The following is a 17,732-nucleotide window of genomic DNA, read 5'->3' as shown; positions in this document are numbered from 1 at the left end:
GTATTTTTCCTTGCCACGTGTGAAACTCTACTCAAATTCCAAGAAGTTTGAAAAAATATCACGTATTTCCCGCATGGTCTCACATTTTCAAGCTAACGTTTCCTATATGGACACTTTTCCACAGAGCACTGCTCTTTTGACTGACATGTATGAGCTGACCATGATTGAGTCAGCATTGCAAGACGGACGCGCAGATCGGAACTGCGTTTTTGAACTTTTTGCACGGCGTCTTCCAGGACACCGCCGTTACGGTGTGGTAGCTGGAATTGGACGGGCACTTGCAGCTTTGGAAAAATTTACTTTCGGGGCAACAGAAATTGAATACTTACGCGAAGCAAAAGTAGTGGGCGAAAAGACGCTTGATTTTCTCCGTGATTGGAAGTTTTCCGGATCAATATACGGATATGCAGAAGGGGAATGCTATTTTCCGCAATCACCGATTCTCACCGTTATCGGATCCTTTGCCGACGGGGTAATTCTTGAAACACTGCTGCTTTCGATTCTTAACTACGATTCAGCGGTCGCGACGGCTGCTTCCCGCATGACGATTGCCGCACATGACCGTCCGTGTTTAGATATGGGTTCGCGCCGTACACATGAAGTTTCCGCAATTGCAGCTGCACGTGCCTGTATAATTGGCGGGTTCGTCGGATCATCAAATCTTGAAGCCTGCCGTCGGTATCGGATTAAACCGATCGGTACAGCAGCCCACTCGTTCACATTGCTTCACGATAGTGAAGCAGATGCTTTCGCTGCGCAGATTGCGACGATGGGCACCGAAACCACGCTTCTTGTTGATACTTATGATGTCCGGCAAGGCGTAAAGAATGCGGTGGAGGCAGCCCGCCGTGCCGGAGGTGAGCTTGGCGCAATCCGGCTTGATTCAGGTGATTTAGTGGCGCAGGCATTTCAGGTACGCAAGCAGCTTGATGATCTTGGAGCAGTATCAACCAAGATTACAGTTACGAACGATCTTGACGAATACGCAATTGCCGCATTGAACGCCGCACCTGTTGATTCCTACGGAGTCGGCACAAAAGTAGTTACCGGATCCGGGCGGCCAACCGCGGAAATGGTTTATAAACTGGTAGCTTGTGCAGGTGACGACGGGAAAATGCGCGAGGTGGCAAAAAGTCAGCTGCGAAAACGACTGTAGGCGGATTAAAGGTTGCCGGACGCACACATGACGAAACCGGCCGTGCGCTGAAAGAAATTATAGTTTCTGCACAAACCCGCGAATCTGGATTGGCGTATCTGGAAAAACAAGGCGCCCGCCCGCTGCAAGTCGAGCTGGTGAAAGACGGCGTAATTAATCCGAAATACTTTAATGCAGATGCGCTTGCAGCGGCAGCTTCGCTGCATCGAAATTCACGGGCGGCTTTGCCTTATGCAGCTTGGCGGCTGTCTGAAGGCGAGCCGGGAATTCCGACAGAAATGATTGATATTTTCGCAGCAGACGATCCGCAAGAATGATTTTTAACTAATTTTCCCAGGCAATCCCGGGGAATACTGCAGCCGGCTGCTGATATTCGCCGGCTGCAGGGGATTTCCTTGAATCGGAACTTACCGGGAATAATTTTCAAAACGAAAATCGCAAACCAAACCAGTAATTCGGCAGCGGAAAGCGGCAGTGGAAGATTCGAAACTCCGCACTGCCGGATTACTTTCTTTCACGATATATTCCCAAAAATCGCAGATTTCCTGCAGTTGCACGGCTGCGGACAACAGCATCAAGATTTACGGTTTATTGGGACCAAACGGCCAGGTATCTCCGTTTCCGCCGCCTTTCAGGTTTTTGTAGATTTCTTTACAAGTTGGGCAAAGCGGATAGTTATCAGGATTGCGCACCGGTATCCAAACTTTCCCGCAGAGCGCTACCACTGGTCCGCCTTCTACCATTGACTTCATGATTTTATCTTCACGGACGTAATGAGCGAAGCGTTCATTATCCCCGGGAGCTTTTTCTGCTTCCGTGCGCTCAAGAAGTGCAGTGGAAGATTGACCGACGGTCTCAGGACCGCCAGGTGCGCCCAGACCGCCTGAACTACCCGGCGCACGCGGGTCATCAAGACTAAGATTGATTCCAGGCATAATTCTTGCATGCTGATTATTATTCATGCATCTATCTTAAACATATTTTTGCGGTACATTCCGCAACTGCTGAAATTACAAATTTGGGAGCGCAAAATCCATTGCACTCCCAAACCATAAAAGATATTTACCAGATTATGGCAAAGATTTACTTACTCGCTCACAGCTTTCTTCAGGTTCGAGCCAGCAGAAATCTTCACACCATAACCAGCTGGGATGTCGATTTCTTCGCCAGTACGCGGATTACGGCCTTTGCGAGCTGCACGCTTGGTCCGCTCTACAGACATCAGACCAGTAATTTTTACAGCTTCTCCTGCTTCGAGTGACTCAACGAGCACTGCTTGGAGTGCGGAAAGAGCCTTATCTGCATCAGCTTTCGTAAGTTCTGCTTTCGCAGCAATCTTTGCAATGAGATCGGTACGGTTGAGGGCCATTTTATTCCTCTCATGAAGATATTGGATATTTCTGAATGGTTCATTGGAACCACTAACTAGAAACATAGCGGAAACCTGCAGTAATACGCTAATTCAGCCCGCGTGTTGCTAAATATGACACGTTTTTTAACCACTATTTTCACATCTTTCACAATTTTCTGCGCAAAACTTCTAACCGACTGCAACAATCACCGTTACCAAAACAATCTTCACAATAATTCCTAAAGCGAAAATTGCCGCATAACCGGCTTCAATCCGCTCGTCGTTTTCTTTTGCGGAAGCGAAAGCAAGTACTGCCGGCTGCCCCAGAATTCCCGCCATCGCACCGGCAGTTCGCTGTGCCGAAATTCCTACTAATCTGCCTACACATACAGTCAATAACAAAATCACGGCCGCAATTGTAAATGCCAGTAAACCAGAAAGCGCTCCTGCCGTCGTAAACGCAGTTCCCATAAACGCTTTCCCGGACGAAATCCCAACAGCTGCAAGAAAGAGTAACAGCCCTAACTGGCGGATAGTTTGATTTGCCGCCTGCGGCATTTGCCAAAGAAATGGGCCAGTTTTCTGTAAAGCACCTAAAAACATTCCCACGATAAGCGGTCCGGCTGCTGTCCCAAGCGAGAAATGCACACCTCCAGGCAGTGAAATTTCAATCATTCCCAGCATAATTCCCAAAGTCATCCCAAATCCCATCGAAATCGCATCAATTTGCGAAATCTTCCGCTCGGAATCACCGAAAAAGTGCTGGATATTTTCATGTTCTGCCCGCGGATACGCCACCATTACCCGATCCCCGACCTCCAGCCGTGCCGAATCTGTAGCAAGCAGCTCAAGATCTCCGCGATGAATTCTGGTAACTAACGCTCCAAACCGCCCAGCCATATTCAGTGCAGCGATAGTGCGGCCGGCAATCCGTTTACTTGAAACAACAAAGGATTCAAATTCGACCCGCGCACGATAATCAGCTAAATGTTTCGCAACTTCCTCCCCAATTGCGGCAATTGCGATGCGCACATCATCTTCAAGCCCCACAATCACAACCTGGTCTTCTTTTTGCAGCTCTTCACCCGGAACAAATACACGGGTAATTTCTCCGCGCTGCAAATAAGAAATCTTAAACTTCTGCTCTTTCCAACCTGGAACTTCACGTACCGACATCGGGTTTGCAACAAGAGCCGTCGTTGCAAAAAGCGTTTGCCCCGATAGCGACGGCGTATCATTCTTTCCCGTCCATTTGCGCGAAACAATCATTGAAACAAGAATAATTGCGACAATCACGCCGACGGGATATCCGAGTGAATATCCAACCCCGGGCGCTCCATCACCGCCCGCTGCTGCTGTTGCGGCCGCAAGAGCAGGAGTGGTAGTAAGTGCGCCGGAATAAATACCGGCAGTCAACCCCATATTCAGCCCCAGCATTTTCCCAAAAATAATCGCGATTACCGCCCCAACCGCAAGCACAAATACTGAACCAATCATCAGCTTCGCCTGTTTGCGCAAATCAGAAAAGAATGTTTGCCCTGCTGCAAGCCCGACGGTATAGACGAAAAGAGCCAATCCGAGCGACTGTACCACAACTAGCTGTTCACCTAACTGCGGCACGACGTTTCCGATTAAAAGACCGACAAAAAGCGCCCCGGCAGCACCGAGCTTTACCGGCCCGAAAGGAATAATCCCTAAAGCAGCACCGAGCGCTACCACAGTAAAAATAGTCAACAACGGAGAAGATAATAATAAATCTGCCACTTCAGAGTTCCTTTCAAAATTTTCGCTATTTCAAGGTTACGGCCACACACCCTAATTTTTCTCTGTTTTTCAAGATCAGAGCAATCCAGATTCCGCAAAATAGCAGCGCAACGCCGCTTTCGGGCATTTATTCAGTGTTAAATAGTGCGCAACTCCACCGCTCAGACTGGGTGGAAAAGATTATCATGACGCTTATCCAGCGTTAAATAGTGTGCAACTCCATGCGGTACCAGCGGTTTGCGCTGCCGGCAATATCGGCTCTTCATATTACGTATTCTTGCAGCTAGTTACGTATTCTTGCAGTCCGTTACATATTCTCGCAGCCCGTTACATATTCTCGCAGCCCCTCACACTTATACATTCAACAGCGAGACCAGCTTCCCGTTACGTAACTGGCAGCAAAAGCAGAAAACTTTACGTAACTAGTGGCAAGAACTTAATTTCGTTACGTAAGTGGTGGCAAAAAGTCGGGCTGTGATTATTACCGTCGAAAGCATTTGTATTTATGCAGGTCAAAGGCTCGCGATAACGACGGCACTACCGTCGGGAAATAAAACCGCGCATTTCGCCACCAGCTACGTTAAAAAATTCGCATTTCGCCACCACTTACGTAATTTCACGGGCACTTTGCCATCAGTTGCGTCAGCTGACGATACTTGCGGCACAAATAAAATGTGCAGAGTGTATTTACTTGGGTCTGGTTTGACTGGTTCCAAGCGGTGTTTTTGCACAGCGGTCAGGCTTGATCTATGCAAAAACACCGCTTTCCACCCGAACAAACACCAGTTTCATTTCACTAACACAAACGAAAATGTGCAGAGCCGTCAAAGCCGATCTCGCCACTAGTTGCGTTAAAAAATGCAGATTTCGCCATCTGTTACGTATGCTCGCGGAGATCCTGCCACCAGTTACGTTAAAAAATGCGCATTTCACACCACTTACGTTAAAAAATACGAAGCTTGCATACAGTCAGTAATGTGCGCGGGAAAGATCAGCTTGCATCGGATTAACCTTTGGCGCTCTCGTAATCAGCTTATGTCCAACCCAAAGCCCAATAAACAGCGGTAATCCGATATAGCTCGACAGCAGCGAGATAAAATCCGCACGCCCAAATAACGCTTCAGTGTTCTGACCGACAATCACAAGAATACACATCGCCAAAGCGATAATCGGTCCCAGCGGGAAGAAAGCTGCCCGGAACGGCAAATCCTGCGGACTATTCCCCTGAGCAACATAAGCCTTGCGGAATTTCAAATGCGTCCACGCAATCCCAACCCAGGTAATGAAACCAGCCAGACCAGAGGCATTAACCAGCCACGTGTATGCTTCACCGGTTCCGATTAAAGACAGGAAAAACCAAACAAGCCGATAAAAGTGGTTGCAAGCAGTGCAGCCATTGGGATTCCGCGGCGTGTGGTTTGTGCAAAAACTCTTGGAGCTTTACCGGAAGCTGCTAACGCATAAAGCATTCGAGTCGAAACATACAAACCTGAATTTCCTGCCGAAAGCACCGATGTAAGAATCACAGCATTCATCACGCCCGCAGCGATAGCTACACCGGCACGTTCAAAAACAAGCGTAAACGGACTGAGTGCAATATCTTCGTTTGGATTAAGCAGCTGCGGATCAGTATACGGAAGGAGGAAACCGATAATAGCAATTGCGCCGACATAGAAAAGCAAAATCCGCCAAAACACGGTTTTCGTAGCGCGCGGAATATCTTTTTCCGGATTTTCCGTCTCCCTGCCGCAATACCGAGCATCTCCGTACCCTGGAACGAGAATCCCGCAATCATAAATACCGAAAGTACACCGACTCCGCCATTTACGAACGGCGCATCCCCAGTATTCCAATTTGTGAAACCCGGAGCATTCCCGCCAAGAATTCCCAAAATCATCAGCACGCCAACCACTAAGAAAATGATTACCGTCGCTGCTTTAATTCCGGCAAACCAGAATTCGCCTTCACCGAAAGAACGGGCTGAAAAAGCGTTAATCAAAAAGAGAATCGTCAAAAATCCAAGCGACCAAATCCAACCCGGCGTATCCGGAAACCAATACTGCATTACGAGAGCGGCAGCCACAAGCTCCGCAGCCACTGTGATTGCCCAGTTGTACCAGTAGTTCCAGCCCGTCGCAAAACCAAACGACGGACTCACAAATCTGGTTCCGAACTCTTCAAAAGAACCAGCCACTGGGAGATAGGTCGACATTTCACCAAGCGACTGCATTAAGAAATAGACCATTGTCCCAATGAGCACGTACGAAAGCAGTGCACCGCCCGGCCCGGCCTGCGAAATCGTTGCTCCGGAAGCTACAAAAGCCCCGTGCCGATTGCTCCGCCAATCGCAATCATATTGAGGTGCCGCGCACGTAATGAACGCTTCAGACCTCCGCCTTGCGTATGATTATGGGTCGATTGTGTTAAGGAATCGGTCATTTTTACACCTCCAAATTTCATAATCACTAGTGCCGATTCAATACCTGCTCAGATATTTAAAATCAAAGATTCAAAATCAAAGATTCCCGAAACACCCGAAACAGGTTTTGTTTTCACGCTAAGTCTATCTGCAAAAATAACGACGGCAATCGCACCAGCTTTCACCATCTCGCGCTTCTCGAATCAGAATCGAAAACGATTTGCTGTGCAAATCATCAGCGCCAAATCAGAATCCGTTCTAAATCTGCCAAGCTATGTTTCCGCTGCTTTCAGCGTCTTCCCGGCATAAATAGTAATTACACAAACTATCTTCTGTGTCAAAAATCTAAACACGTACATTTATACATCTGAATATATTTATTCGGCGAGACATGTTTAAACAGCTAAGCCGGTTCAATAATACCGTAATCAGCACTGCCGATTATCTTTTCTTATCTTTTCCGAATGAAAATATCGTGAAACAAATGATATTCCGGTAAGCTGGGCGAAAGGAACAAAACAGTTTCGCGGACGAGGGAGCCGTACCCGCATTAGACAAGACGGCCAGGAAAGTATTAAATGGCTTGGCTGATTCTGATTATCGCGGGATTTTTCGAATCCGGATGGGCGATTGCGCTCACCAAATGTGACGGATTAAAGAAAATTCGCCCAATAGTTGCTTTTATTATTTTTATGACTGGATCCTTAGCTGGTCTTGCTGCAGCAATGCGCAGTCTGCCAATTGGAACATGCTACACAGTTTGGACAGCCGTCGGCACAGCCCTGACCGTGATTTATGCAATCGCAACCGGCACTGAAAAAATCACGCTAATCCGCGTACTGCTGCTGCTCATACTGCTTGGATGCGCAGCCGGTTTGAAAGCGGTGAGTTGAGACATGGCTTGGATTATCCTCATTATTTCAGCAATATTTGAAGCAATCTGGGCAAGCGCTCTCGGATTATCTGCCGGGTTTACAAAACTTGTTCCCAGTATCATATTTTTCGTGGCAAATATTTTGTCAATACTCGGTCTCGCCCGTGCGATAAAAGAAATTCCGATCGGCACCGCTTACGCTGTCTGGACAGCCGTCGGCACAGCCCTGACCGTCGTAACTGCGATGTTAATTGGAAATGAGCCCTTTTCAGTATCCAAAATATTATTTCTCACCGGAATTCTTGCCTGCGTAATCGGGCTGAAACTAACTGCAAACACAGAGAAGCAGCGCGAAACCGCATCCGCAGCGGAATAAGCTGAATTATTCCGCGCTGATTAATCCGGAAAAAATGCTTGTTTCACGGAAACTTAATCCGGAAAAATGCCTGTTTCACGGAAACTTCCGCAAAACTTCCGCAAAAATCTGCAAAATATCTCCTCGCACTGTAAGAAGGAATACACTGGATATAGCTGTTTATCTATCCGGCGCATAAGCCGAGACAGCAGAAACTAAAATCGTATTAGCTGTGATAGAGACGGCAAGCTGAAATACAGTTACTGAACTAAGATCGTGAGGAAAATATGGCAAAACGAGTTGGGATTCTTACCGCCGGCGGAGACGCTCCGGGACTCAATGCCGCGATTCGCGGATTTGGGCGTTCAGCAGTCGGAACATATGGGATGGAACTGATTGGCTTTCAGCAAGGTGTCCGCGGACTTTGCGAAAATAAGTTCATCAAACTGGATTCTGCCTCCCTTTCCGGTATTCTAACCGTCGGCGGAACAATTCTCGGCACTTCACGCGACAAAGTGCACCGGATGATGATCGACGGCACCGAACGCGATATGCGCGAACACATTATGCAGATATATGAGCAAAACAAGCTCGATGCTCTCGTTACTCTCGGCGGCGGCGGTACCGCTAAAAACGCGCTGCGGCTGCAAAAGCCGGACTGAATGTGCTGCACCTGCCGAAAACAATTGATAACGACATTGTGGAAACAGATAACTCTTTCGGATTCTCAACCGCATTAGAAATTGCCACTGACGCCATCGACCGGCTGCACTCCACCGCACATTCCCACCATCGGATTATTCTCGTTGAAATCATGGGACACCGTGCCGGATGGCTGGCACTCGGGTCAGGTATTGCCGGCGGAGCCGATATTATTCTCATCCCGGAAATTCCGTATTCCGTCGAAAAAATTGTGGCAACTATTTCGAAACGCCGTGAACAGGGAAAACATTTTTCAGTAATTGCTGTTGCCGAAGGTGCAATGGACCAGGAGTATGCTGAAAAATTGCGGATTTCAAATCAGCTGATCGCAGACACCGACTCAATTGAAACACGTGCACTGGCAAAACAAAATCGGAAAGCACTTGAAGCTGCACACCGCGGTCATACTTTGCGTTTGGCGGAAAAGCTTGAAGCCGCCACCGGACTCGAATCACGCGTAACTATTCTTGGATATGTCCAGCGCGGAGGAACCCCGGTGGGAGCAGATCGGCTGCTCGCTACCCGTCTCGGTGCCGCTGGAGCTGCAGCAATCGCCGACGGAATCAGCGGCGTAATGATCGGCACGAAAGGCAGCGAAAATGTGCATGTTCCGCTGGAAAACGTTGCCGGCAAAGTAAAATATGTCGACCTTGAACACGAGTGGGTGAAAGCTGCCCGGGAAGTTGAAACTGGGTTTGGTGATTGAGCAGATTAGATTCGGCACTGAACATCTTTTTCCCTCTCTCTTTTTTCCCCCCGAATCAACGATGCGAATAAAACCCCGATAAAACCCGGATCATCCTAGAATCAATGATTGCACATCCGCACATGAACAAATTCTGTACCGTCGGCTGATACTTATTTTGGCAACTGAAAGGCAAAAATACGTAACAGACATTCATTGAAAAATAAAAATTTCAGTTTTCTTCCAACTTTGCGAACCATTGGAAGCTAAGATTGAAGTACCGGATTATCAGGATTGATAATGTGTGTTTTGAATATTCCGCATTATCCCCAGATCCCATTTATCCGCATTTACAACAGAGTAAGGATTTGAGTGTGTCTGCATTAGAAAATGCGCAAGAAAAATGCGCGCCAATGGCGTGAGCGAACTCGGAATTAAGGTGTTCACGTATTATTTCCATCAACTTGAATCAGGAGCAACTGGTTTAATTCCAGAAGATACGATTGAGCCAATCACCGACGCAGCCGATATTTCCACCGTTGAAGTTAGCGCTGCAGAAGCTCGGGAAGCACTTTCGAAAACAGTTCTGCTGAAACTCAACGGCGGATTGGCAACCTCAATGGGAATGGAGCACGCCAAGTCGCTGCTTCCGGTAACTGCAGGGAAACGTTTCATCGATATCATCTCCCAGCAGGTGCAGTGGGCACGCAAAGAATACGGCGTAAAGCTGCCGTTATTGTTAATGAATTCTTTCCGTACCCGCGATGAATCGCTTGCTGCGCTTGATGAGAAGATGAAAGTTGCAGGTTTACCGCTCGACTTCTTACAAGGAAAAGAACCGAAACTCCGCGTTGAAGATTTAGAACCTGCGGAATGGCCGGCTGACCCGGCACTCGAATGGTGTCCGCCAGGGCATGGAGATATTTACACATGTTTGCAAGATCAAGGGCTTGTGAAAACACTTCTTGCGCAAGGATACAAATATCTCGCCACCTCAAATGCGGATAATCTCGGTTCTTATCCGCATCCGAAAATCGCTGGATGGTTCGCAAAAAGCGGCGCTCCATATGCTCCGGAAGTTTGCGTGCGTACTGCCGCTGACCGCAAAGGCGGGCATTTGGCACGGCGGATTTCCGACGGTCACGTAATTTTACGCGATACCGCCCAAACGCCGGAAGCGGATATGCATTATTTTACTGACGAATTCCGGCATCGGCTCTTCCACACGAATAATCTGTGGTTTAACCTTGAAGCGCTCGATAAACTTCTTGAAGAACGCGGCGGAATTGCCGGTTTGCCCCTAATCCGTAATCGGAAGCATATCGACCCAACCGACTCCTCCACTCCCGAAGTTTATCAACTCGAAACTTCGATGGGCGCAATCGTGGAAGCATTTGCTGGAACACAGCCAATTCTTGTTCCGCGCGAACGATTCCTCCCCGTGAAAACAACCAATGATTTACTCACAATCCGTTCAGACGCTTACGAACTCGGCGTTGACGGCATTTTGCGCTTGATTGCGGAAAAAGCTCCGCTGGTGAATTTGGATCCAAAGTTCTTCAAAAATATTGCTGATTTTGAAGAACGATTTGCGGTTATCCCCTCATTAAAAAATGCTGCGTCGTTTACCGTGAAAGGTGATGTGCACTTTACTCAGCCGCAAACTTTCACCGGCGATGCCGTCGTCGAAAATTAAGGTTAATTCTTAGTTTAATATTTAATCCGAAAATTTTGATTGCTGCGAAGTCTGATACAGCGGACTGCGCAGCAATCATTTTTACGTTCGCTCTTATTGCGGTTACCGTTCGTTGTTATTGCGATTAAATTGCTCTTTATATTTTGTTTGTTTGCGCGGCTCCGGCGGGGCGACGGATTCGCGGCAGGCAATGGGTTCACTGCGGATGTGCTGCAGGGCGACGGATTCGCGGCGGTTATTTTTTGTGGAAGTCTTTTTAGTTTGGTCCAATTTAGCCGGTTCCAATTATCTGGGTTCAATTAGTTGGCTCCAGTTTGGCCGGTTCCAATTATCTGGGTTCAATTAGTTGGGTCGATTTGGGCCGGGTTCTAAGCGGTGTTTTTGCATAGCGGTCAGGCTTAATCTATGCAAAAACACCGCTTTCCGCCCGAATAACTACCAGCTTTTTATTCCGCTAATACAAAGAAAAAGTGCAGAGTCGATTTAGGTGAACTTTGCCGCCAGTTACGTACTCTCGTATCCATTCCACTACCGACTTACGTGCTCTTGCAGCTCGAACAAGCCAACCACATCACACAATCACCAGCGCGACATGGCTTCCCCTCTAAGTAACTGATGGCAAGAAGTAAAAAAGTTACGTAACTGGTGGCAAGAACTCGGGTTGGGATTTTCAGCGTCGGAAGTGATCATATTTGTGCTGGTCACAGGCTCGTGATAACGACGGCACTCCCGTCGTTAATCAAAACCGCCGATTTCGCCATCACTTACGTTAAAAATACGGATTACACCATCACTTAATGCTGAATGGCTAACGGCTAACGGCTAACCGCTAATGACTAAACCGCTAACCGCTAACCGCTAACCGTTAACCATTTATCACCCGAATACGAGCTGCAAAACCAGCATTGCAGAGATTTACATCAGCAGCTTTGCTTTTTCTGTGTGCATTTTCATTCATTCTTGGATCCATGGATTAAGCATGTACATCATCTCAAAGAGTAAACTCAGGAAAAGTAATCCTATACCTTACTTTTGAATGACTGTTTCTTGAACGAATGTATTATGCACACTATTGAATAAATAGCGGAACGCATAACCGAATAAACATGGAGATAAAGAAGTAGCGACGAAAAATGACGGAGATAATCTAATGAGTACGGAATCACGAGCCATGCAAAATCTAAAGCCGCAAAAACAGCCGAAGGAAAAATTGGAACGCGGCCTTTCGAACCGCAATATTCAGCTGATCGCTCTTGGCGGCGCAATCGGTACCGGTTTATTTATGGGATCAGGCAGATCAATTCATCTTGCCGGCCCGGCGATTCTGCTCGTTTATGCGATTATTGGTCTGATGCTGTTCCTGATTATGCGGGCAATGGGAGAAGTATTACTGCATGACCTCTCATATAAATCGTTTCAAGATTTTACCGGACATCTGCTCGGGCCTTTTGCCGGATATCTTACCGGCTGGAGCTATTGGGTGCTTTGGGTAATTATCGCAATCGGCGATATGGTCGTTGTCACCGGATACTTCGACTTTTGGATTAAAAATACTGCGATTTCCGCTCTCTGCACCGTCGTGCTGCTGCTTGCCCTGCTGATTTCAAATCTCCTGACAGTAAAACTGTTTGGCGAAATCGAATTCTGGTTTGCGCTGATTAAAATCATTGCGATTCTGGCACTAATTGGCGTCGGCGGAGTTATGGTCGCTACCGGATTCACCGGATCAAACGGAATTGAAGCTTCGTTCACATACCTTTGGACGCATGACGGTTTTTCCCGACGGGTGCCGCCGGATTCCTTGCCGCATTTCCGATTGCAATCTACTCTTTTATTGGCACTGAACTGATTGGAACGACGGCTGCTGAGACCCAAAATCCGCAAACCACAATTCCGCGGGCAATTAACGCTGTCCCCATGCGGATTGTGGTGTTTTATGTCTTTTCGTTAGCAATAATTATGTCCATTACTCCATGGGATGTGATCAATCCGGAAGCCAGCCCATTCGTCACCGTCTTTAATATGGCGGGTCTGCTTGCTGCAGCTTCAGTGATGAACTTCGTGGTGTTAACTTCCGCTGCGTCCTCATCCAATTCCGGAATCTATTCTTCTTCACGAATGCTTTATGGTTTGGGCTTAACTCACCATGCTTCCCGCTCTTTCGGACGCTTAGGAAAGCGTCATGTGCCTTCACGTGCTCTTGCATTGTCCGGCGGGCTAATCTTCCTTTTCCTGCCATTGCTCTGGATCGGCGGCAGCGTGATGGATGCTTTTATTTTAGTAATGGACGCAGCTTCTACCCTGATTCTCGGAATTTGGGCATTAATCGTGCTCGCTTATATCAAGTATCGGAAGCAATTCCCGCAGGCGCATGCAGCATCTGCGTATAAAATGCCGGGTTCCGCATGGACCCCATACCTATGTTTGGCTTTCATCATCTTTATTGCCGCCTTGCTGGCAATTGATCCAGATACCCGTGCAGCTTTTCTGCTTACGCCGGTTTGGTTCATGATTCTTGGTATCGCATGGATGTTTCGGAAGAATGCGGATACGCCTGCGGAACGAAAGTAAAACTGCAGAACGAAAGTAAAACCTGGTTCTTTCGCAGATTTTCCGAAAATTAACGTCCGATTCATTCCGCTTGAAGTTCACCGATTGAATCAAAATTTCAAAATTTAGGCTTGGGAGTTTCTTCTTTTCAGAGTTAGCTCCCAAGCCTGAATTTCATTTAGTTTTCCCGGCAGTTTGTTTTCCGGCTGAGCGGTGAATCTCAGATTTCATACCAGCGGATTTCATTGGCGGCAAGATCGAGATTGAAAGTGGATCCGTCGCCGCGGTAAACGGTGGTGCTCTGCGGAGCGTAAGTATTATTTACAACGCAGTATTTTCCGTTTGCGACGTATGCGTGCACTTCGACATTGTAGTTCGCAGAAAACCATGTCTGCAGCTCATCTTCCGCATTTGCTGCCCAAAGTACGCTGCGGTAGAGCAGGCGCGCATTCTCGAAAGAGTAAGGCAAACCGGAAATATAAACGGCACGTCCTTCGCCGTAAGTATTCACTGCAAGCTGTACTTCTTTTTCATCCTGGACAAGAACCTGAGCGCTTTCAAGAGCATAAACCGACTTCTTTCCTTCACCGAAGTTTGGCCGGCGATTGGTGCGTGCGGCTTTGCCTTCGCCGTCGGCGCCGGCAGCTGTATCTTTCACATCAGCAAGAATGAAATGATCGCGGTGTTCATCCCAGTTGTATTTGTCGTAGCCGAGTGTAAATCCGGTTTCTTTCTCTACACCAAGTGCGCTTGCCAGCTGGAAGAAATGCCCTTGATACTGGTGCCCTGACGGTTCACCGACGCCAATAAATCCGCCGCCGCGATGGATAAACTTTCGAATCGCCGAAACTATTTCCGGATCAGCCCAAACCTTACCGCCGGTATGCGCAGTATCAGCATCACCAACATTGATGATAACATCCACATCGTCAAGCACAGCAGAATCCGCACGCACATCAGCAAAAGAAATAAAGCGAACATCAAACGGCGCCCCCGAAAGCGCCTCAATCACACCAGCGTAGGAGTAGTTCTGCTTCTGGTAGAGCGCATGGTGCACCATGTGCGCGCCCCAAGCGCGCGCCTTCCCCACGAGTTCAGCACTGCCACTGTTTTGATACTAAACGGCGTGGTCCCTTTAATATTTGCGTACAGTTCACGGAATTCATTTGCAACCGATTCCACGTATTCAACAAATTTCGGGAACTTATATGCAAGCTTCAAATATCCGCCGTATCCGATACGGTCGATTGGCGAACGCAGAATTGCCCGGCGTGCTGTAACCCAGTTTTCTTTTGCTTCGATCACCGGATCGGCTCCGTCGTAGAAAGAATCCGGGAAAAAGTACGGCAGGAACCGGCCCTCGGTGTATTCCACACCTTTAATGTCAGAAATCAGACGCAGCGTAGAACCATTGCCGACGGAACCGACAATCGCGTCAACACCGGCTTCTTTAAACTCATCCATGAATGGTTCGGTACCAATCCAATGGTCGCCAAGGAACATCATTGCTTCCTTACCGTATTCATGGCAGATATCTGTCATTTCCTTCACCAGTTTCGCCACTTCACGGCGCTGGAATGCCTGAAAATCAAGGAACTCTTTGCTTGGAACGCGGTATTGGTTATTGTAATATCCCTGGTCGATAATAAATTCCGGACGGAACTTGTATCCCGCTTCCGCTTCGAACTGCTGCAAAATATATGGGGAAACAGATGAAGAATATCCGTACCAATCCACGTATTTTTCACGGCGCAGTTCGTCAAAAACGAGCGTGAACTGGTGGAAGAATGTTGTGAATCGAAGCACATCCACATATGGGTGTTCTTCAATAAAAGTCCGCAGACGCTGCATTGACCATTCACGAGTTTTCGGCTGGCGCACATCAAAGGTGATTTGATGCTCCACATCTTTCCAGTCATTTACGACGGCATTGTACATATGGACCGGATCCCAAATCAGGTATGCGAGAAAGGAAACAGTGTACTCATGGTACGGGGTTGGATCTGCAATCACCACTTCCCCGTTTTCCCCGCAATACTCCCAGGATTCCGGAGCAAGCGGTTCACCGGTGGTCCGATCCACTACTTCCCACCAACGTTTAATATCGTCGCGGGTATTCGGCGCCATCAGCTCTGGAGAAATACCTGCCATCAGCTTTATTTTCAGCGGACCCGCGGCAGCGGTATGGAATGCCGTCATCAAATATGACTGCTGTATTTCATCCGGGTTTGCCTGCGCCCACTCGTTATCTTTGCGGGTGGTGTAGTAAGTCTTGTAAATCTTTGCATTCGAATCAGCAAGTTCTTGCGGAAAATCAGTGCCGTCGGCATCGCGGATCGCATCAGCGCCCCAGCGTTCCATTAGCTCAAGGGTTTCCGGCACCACATCAAGGTCGGTTGGGATTGTAAGCCTTCCTGCCATCGGACACTCCTTCTGTTGTGAATCTTTCATTTGGTTTACCTGTAAATATTATATTTCGTTTTATTTCGAGTTCTGATTTCACTGCACCGGTTTAGCAGTTCAATCAGTTATCGGCAGCTTTAATATTGCATGCTGCGACGATTTTAACCGTTTTCAAGTTTTACCGGCATCAGTAAAACCCAGCTTTATTTTATGCGTCTGATATGCGGTGATTCTATTTGAAATCGGTATCGGCTTACCGGTTCTTCATATTTGCGCACACAGGACACAAAACCGAGTTTAGCTGCGCTTTTCTTGCAGCCGGCGCACCCATGCGAAATCATTTCCGGCAGGCTGCCCAGCAATTAGTTTGCCATCTTTTACGAATCCTTCTTCACGATTGGCAAGATAGTTGATTAGGCAATCACGCCAGCTGCTGATTTCTGCTTTGCGTGAGAAATCAGCAATAAGGTTGTGCAGCTCTTGCGGATCTGCTTCCAGGTCAAAGTATTGTTCAATGCCTGATCCGGAGAACCAGATAAACTTCCGCTTCCCATTAGTCACCCACTGTATCGATTCTTCGCCGAAAACTTCGTAGAAATGCTCTCCATGAATCTCCGAACGCCACTGCGAAGCAGTTTCTTCTCCGCGGATCAGCGGCAGAACACTCTTCCCATCGACACTATCCGGGATCGGCACACCGGCAATATCGAGCACCGTCGGCATAACATCACGAAGTTCTACCACCGCATCCGAAACAGCTACCGTGCTCTTACTCGGGAGCTTCACAATGAATGGGATATGCGCACTCCCTCATATCCGACGGACTTACGGTAAAAATTATGGTCGCCAAGCATGTCACCATGATCAGAGACGAACACGAAAGCCGTATTATCGAGCAAATCAAAATCGTTAAGCGCTTCCATCAGCCTGTTAATCTGTGTATCAATATGCGTAATCAGACCATAGTAGGCGCGAATTGCACGTGCACGAACTTCTGGGCGTTGGATTCCAAACTTTGTCTCAGCACCGCCGTCATTTCGGAATTCATCCCAGACTTTTGCCCATTCGCCCACGGGAGGGTCGGGAATTTCCCGATCTTGATACTGATCAAAAGCCCATTGCGGCGGGTCATAAGGTGCATGCGGACGGTGCCAGGACAGATAGAGAAAAATGGATCAGTAGTATCCCGACGGTAAAGCCACTCTATTGCTTCACTCATAATCCAGTTGGTCGGATGGTACGCTTCAGGTTTATCCCATGGCCGCGCAACAATAGAGTTACATCCGATACCGTGGTCAGTTTCAGCTGCGGCAGACATCCCGGGCTGGCGTTGCAGCCATGGAAGATAATCGTCGATTAAAGCAAGATTCCGGCCATGTTCACGACGAGCATAGTGCAGGAAACCGTCATGCAGACGGACATCATCGAATCCGGCGCGCTCTCGTTCCGGATAAACATGCATCTTGCCGATTGCCTGGGTCTGATAACCTGCCTTGCGCAGTTCTCCCGGCAGCGTAATCGGGTACGCATCGCCAAATGGTACCCCTTCGGTATAGCCCACTCTGCCGTGATGTTCCTGACTTTGACCGGTAAAAAGAGCCACGCGCGCCGGTACGCATGTCGGGGTGGCGGAATAGGCATGATTAAAACGGGTCCCCTGCTCTGCGAGCAGATCCAAGTATGGAGTTTCGACAATTGAATTTCCGGCACATGACATTGCATCTGCGCGCATCTGATCTGCACAAAGCAAAATAATATTCATTGGTTTTGTTCCGTC

The 17,732-nt window shown here is 48.0% G+C and carries 10 protein-coding genes and 5 pseudogenes; 7 read left to right on the top strand and 8 right to left on the bottom strand.

Annotation, left to right across the window (positions count from 1 at the left end):
- Positions 1-106: 106 nt before the first annotated feature.
- A pseudogene (locus tag RQN30_RS12130) lies at positions 107-1,473 on the top strand (nicotinate phosphoribosyltransferase).
- Between the two features lie 264 nt (positions 1,474-1,737).
- Here the strand turns inward: RQN30_RS12130 and RQN30_RS12125 are convergent.
- The 4 genes and pseudogenes from RQN30_RS12125 to RQN30_RS12110 all read right to left on the bottom strand — a co-directional run bounded on the left by RQN30_RS12125 (position 1,738) and on the right by RQN30_RS12110 (position 6,710).
- Positions 1,738-2,118 (bottom strand): DUF3039 domain-containing protein, encoded by a 381-nt coding sequence (locus tag RQN30_RS12125; RefSeq protein ID WP_353060698.1) that lies wholly within the window; start codon positions 2,116-2,118, stop codon positions 1,738-1,740.
- Between the two features lie 125 nt (positions 2,119-2,243).
- On the bottom strand, positions 2,244-2,525 hold the full coding sequence (locus RQN30_RS12120; protein ID WP_353060697.1) for an HU family DNA-binding protein: 282 nt from the start codon (positions 2,523-2,525) through the stop codon (positions 2,244-2,246).
- 171 nt (positions 2,526-2,696) lie between these two features.
- Complete coding sequence (locus tag RQN30_RS12115; RefSeq protein WP_353060696.1) at positions 2,697-4,271, bottom strand: aspartate:alanine exchanger family transporter; 1,575 nt, start codon at positions 4,269-4,271, stop codon at positions 2,697-2,699.
- A gap of 969 nt (positions 4,272-5,240) precedes the next feature.
- Positions 5,241-6,710: pseudogene (locus tag RQN30_RS12110) on the bottom strand (amino acid permease).
- A gap of 558 nt (positions 6,711-7,268) precedes the next feature.
- Here RQN30_RS12110 and RQN30_RS12105 point away from each other — a divergent pair.
- From RQN30_RS12105 to RQN30_RS12080, 6 genes and pseudogenes are all read left to right on the top strand, one after another.
- Complete coding sequence (locus RQN30_RS12105) at positions 7,269-7,583, top strand: DMT family transporter (protein ID WP_353060695.1); 315 nt, start codon at positions 7,269-7,271, stop codon at positions 7,581-7,583.
- Between the two features lie 3 nt (positions 7,584-7,586).
- Positions 7,587-7,940, top strand: a complete 354-nt coding sequence (locus tag RQN30_RS12100) for a DMT family transporter (protein ID WP_353060694.1) — start codon at positions 7,587-7,589, stop codon at positions 7,938-7,940.
- A gap of 266 nt (positions 7,941-8,206) precedes the next feature.
- Positions 8,207-9,327: pseudogene (locus RQN30_RS12095) on the top strand (6-phosphofructokinase).
- 382 nt (positions 9,328-9,709) lie between these two features.
- Positions 9,710-11,002 (top strand): UTP--glucose-1-phosphate uridylyltransferase, encoded by a 1,293-nt coding sequence (locus RQN30_RS12090; protein WP_353060693.1) that lies wholly within the window; start codon positions 9,710-9,712, stop codon positions 11,000-11,002.
- A gap of 645 nt (positions 11,003-11,647) precedes the next feature.
- Entirely contained in the window at positions 11,648-11,800 is a 153-nt protein-coding gene (locus RQN30_RS12085) for a hypothetical protein (RefSeq protein WP_353060692.1), read from the top strand.
- Positions 11,801-12,152: 352 nt separating this feature from the next.
- Positions 12,153-13,573 (top strand): annotated as a pseudogene (locus RQN30_RS12080) (amino acid permease).
- A gap of 199 nt (positions 13,574-13,772) precedes the next feature.
- On the opposite strand, the gene RQN30_RS12075 reads toward RQN30_RS12080, so the two are convergent.
- The 4 genes and pseudogenes from RQN30_RS12075 to RQN30_RS12060 all read right to left on the bottom strand — a co-directional run bounded on the left by RQN30_RS12075 (position 13,773) and on the right by RQN30_RS12060 (position 17,672).
- Positions 13,773-14,642, bottom strand: coding sequence for a lacto-N-biose phosphorylase central domain-containing protein (locus tag RQN30_RS12075; protein WP_353060691.1), 870 nt, complete (start codon positions 14,640-14,642; stop codon positions 13,773-13,775).
- Positions 14,561-15,973, bottom strand: a complete 1,413-nt coding sequence (gene gnpA, locus RQN30_RS12070; protein ID WP_353060690.1) for a 1,3-beta-galactosyl-N-acetylhexosamine phosphorylase — start codon at positions 15,971-15,973, stop codon at positions 14,561-14,563. Before gnpA ends, RQN30_RS12075 begins: the two co-directional genes overlap by 82 nt.
- Positions 15,974-16,252: 279 nt before the next feature.
- Positions 16,253-16,741 (bottom strand): sulfatase/phosphatase domain-containing protein, encoded by a 489-nt coding sequence (locus RQN30_RS12065; RefSeq protein ID WP_353060689.1) that lies wholly within the window; start codon positions 16,739-16,741, stop codon positions 16,253-16,255.
- Positions 16,738-17,672 (bottom strand): annotated as a pseudogene (locus RQN30_RS12060) (sulfatase-like hydrolase/transferase). Before RQN30_RS12060 ends, RQN30_RS12065 begins: the two are co-directional and overlap by 4 nt.
- Positions 17,673-17,732 lie beyond the last annotated feature (60 nt).

Source organism: Arcanobacterium hippocoleae (assembly GCF_040360365.1).
GTDB lineage: Bacteria > Actinomycetota > Actinomycetes > Actinomycetales > Actinomycetaceae > Arcanobacterium_A > Arcanobacterium_A hippocoleae_A.
This window is presented reverse-complemented; position numbering and strand designations above follow the sequence as displayed.

Coding starts and splice junctions, on each gene's coding strand:
- RQN30_RS12120 (WP_353060697.1), bottom strand. CDS start 2,525: ATGGCCCTCAACCGTACCGATCTCATTGCAAAGATTGCTGCGAAAGCA.
- gnpA (WP_353060690.1), bottom strand. CDS start 15,973: ATGGCAGGAAGGCTTACAATCCCAACCGACCTTGATGTGGTGCCGGAA.
- RQN30_RS12100 (WP_353060694.1), top strand. CDS start 7,587: ATGGCTTGGATTATCCTCATTATTTCAGCAATATTTGAAGCAATCTGG.
- RQN30_RS12090 (WP_353060693.1), top strand. CDS start 9,710: ATGCGCGCCAATGGCGTGAGCGAACTCGGAATTAAGGTGTTCACGTAT.
- RQN30_RS12125 (WP_353060698.1), bottom strand. CDS start 2,118: ATGAATAATAATCAGCATGCAAGAATTATGCCTGGAATCAATCTTAGT.
- RQN30_RS12105 (WP_353060695.1), top strand. CDS start 7,269: ATGGCTTGGCTGATTCTGATTATCGCGGGATTTTTCGAATCCGGATGG.